This is a genomic window from Amycolatopsis rhizosphaerae (genome assembly GCF_007713715.1).
Lineage (GTDB): Bacteria > Actinomycetota > Actinomycetes > Mycobacteriales > Pseudonocardiaceae > Amycolatopsis_E > Amycolatopsis_E rhizosphaerae.
On the sequence record NZ_VJWX01000752.1, the window covers coordinates 1 to 2,185 of the forward strand.

Here is a 2,185-nt window from a genome sequence, read left to right on the forward strand (position 1 = left end):
ACCTGCCCGACTTCACCGGCCGCGACGACCTCGTCGACGAGCTGGTCCGCCTGCTGCGTGACGCCCGCGCGGCGGACCGCCCGGCCGTGGTGGTGCTCTCCGGCGCCCCCGGTGTGGGCAAATCGTCCCTCGCGATCCGTGTCGCGCATGCCGTGCGCGCCGATTTCCCCGACGGCCAGTTGCACCTCGATCTTCGTGGGACCGCCGATTCGCCCCGCCGTCCGCTCGACGTGCTGCCGGAGTTGCTGCGCGCGCTCGGCGTGCCCGACGCCGCCATGCCCGCCGCGCTCGGCGAACGCGCGGCACTGCTGCGCTCCCTGCTGGCCGACCGCCGCCTGTGCATCGTGCTCGAGGACGCGGCCGGCGCCGCGCAGGTCCGTCCGCTGCTGCCCGGTGCGGGCGCGTGTGCCGTCCTGATCACCAGCCGCACCCGGATGCCCGACCTCCCCGGCGCCCGCACCGTGGACGTCGACGTGCTGCGCGGCGCCGAGGCCGCCGCGCTGCTGTCCAGGATCATCGGGCCAGGGCGCGTGGCGGCCGAACCCGAAGGGGCCCAAGCGATCCTGGACTGCTGCGGCGGGCTGCCGCTGGCGATCCGGGTCGCCGGGGCGAAGCTGTCCCAGCGTCCGAACTGGCCGTTGCGGGAGCTGGCGAACCGGCTCGCCGACGAGCGCCGGCGGCTGGACGAACTGCGCGCCGGGGATCTGGCCGTGCGAGCCAGCGCGACCCTGAGCTACGACCAGTTGCCTTCCAGTGCGGCACGGGCGTTTCGCGGGCTTGGTTCACTCGGCCCGGTGCAGTTCCCCGGGTGGGTGGTGAGTGCAGTGCTGGGCCGCCCAGACGCCGACGAGGTGCTGGACGTGCTCGTGGACGCGCACCTGGTGGAGCTGGTCTCGGCGGGCGCGGACGGCCTGCCGCGCTATCGCCTGCACGATCTGCTGCGCTGCTACGCGGTGGAACAGGCGGAGCCGGAACCGTTCGGCGAGCGGCAGAACCGCATCCGGCGGGTCGTCGAGGGCTATCTCTGCCTGGCCGCGGAGGCGGCCGCGAAGATGCCGATCCACTTCTTCGGCATCGTTTCGGTGCCGGGCGAAACCGAGCCGTGGCGGCCCGGCGACCACCCGCGGGCCGATCCGGCCGCCTGGTTCGCGGCCGAGCTGGACACCGCGGTCGCGATGGTGGAACTGGCCGCCGCCTGGCGGCTGGACGATCTCGCGTGGCGGCTCACCGCGGCACTCACCCCGTACTTCGATCTGCGCAACCACCACGACGACTGGCATCGCACGCACCTGATCGCGCTGGACGCGGCCATCAGGGCGGGCGACCGGAGGGGGCAGGCCATCGTGCTCCGCAATCTGGGGCAGGTCGAGCTCTACCTCGACGACTACCCGTCGGCGCTCGACGCGTTCGAGCGGTCCCTGCGCCTGTTCCGGGAAATCGGGGACGACCGCGGGGTGGGGATCACGCTGTCCGGCCTGAGCACCGTTCGGCGCGTGTCCGGGGAGAACGAGGAATCGCTCGCGCTGTGCCACGAAGCGCTGGAGGCCTTCCTGCGCGCCGGTGACCGGCACGGTGAGGCGGTGGTGCGGATCTCCATCGGCATCCTGTGGCTCGCCCGCGGCTGCCACAAAACGGCGGAGCGCTGGTTCACCGACGCCTACGAGCTGTCGGCCGAGATCGGCGACCGGCACCGCGAAGCCCATGCGCGGCAACGACTCGCGCTGCTGCACCAGGTCCGGGGCAACCTCGGCGGGGCCCGCGAGGAACTCGACCGCGCGATCGCGATCTTCGGCGAGCTGGGCGACGACCACTGCGTCGGGTACGCGCACCAAAGCCTCGGCAGCCTTTACCTGTACAGCGAGGACTTCGCGCACGCCAGGCTGCTGCTGGCGAACTCGCTGTCGGTGCACCAGCGCAGCGGGGACCGGCGGTCGGAGGCGGAGGTGAGTGAACTGCTCGGCGATCTGCACCTGCGGCTCGGCCAGCCGGACCGCGCCCGGGATCACTTCGAGCGGGCGCTACGGATCTGGCGTGCCCTGTCCGCCACCGCACAGGAGAGCGCTCTCCTCGCGCGGCTGCGCTCACCGTCCTCCCCGCACCTGCTCCCCCTGCCCAGCGCCTGACCACCCGATCGAGTGTTTTCCCGGCGGAGCCGTGAAGGGCCCCTTCACGGTCGATACGGCTG

General features: G+C 72.8%; 1 protein-coding gene. It reads left to right on the plus strand.

What is annotated here, in order from left to right:
- Positions 1-2,123, plus strand: a 2,123-nt coding sequence (locus tag FNH05_RS36400) for an ATP-binding protein (RefSeq protein WP_144593376.1), incomplete at its 5' end; no start/stop codon positions are given.
- Positions 2,124-2,185: the final 62 nt, after the last annotated feature.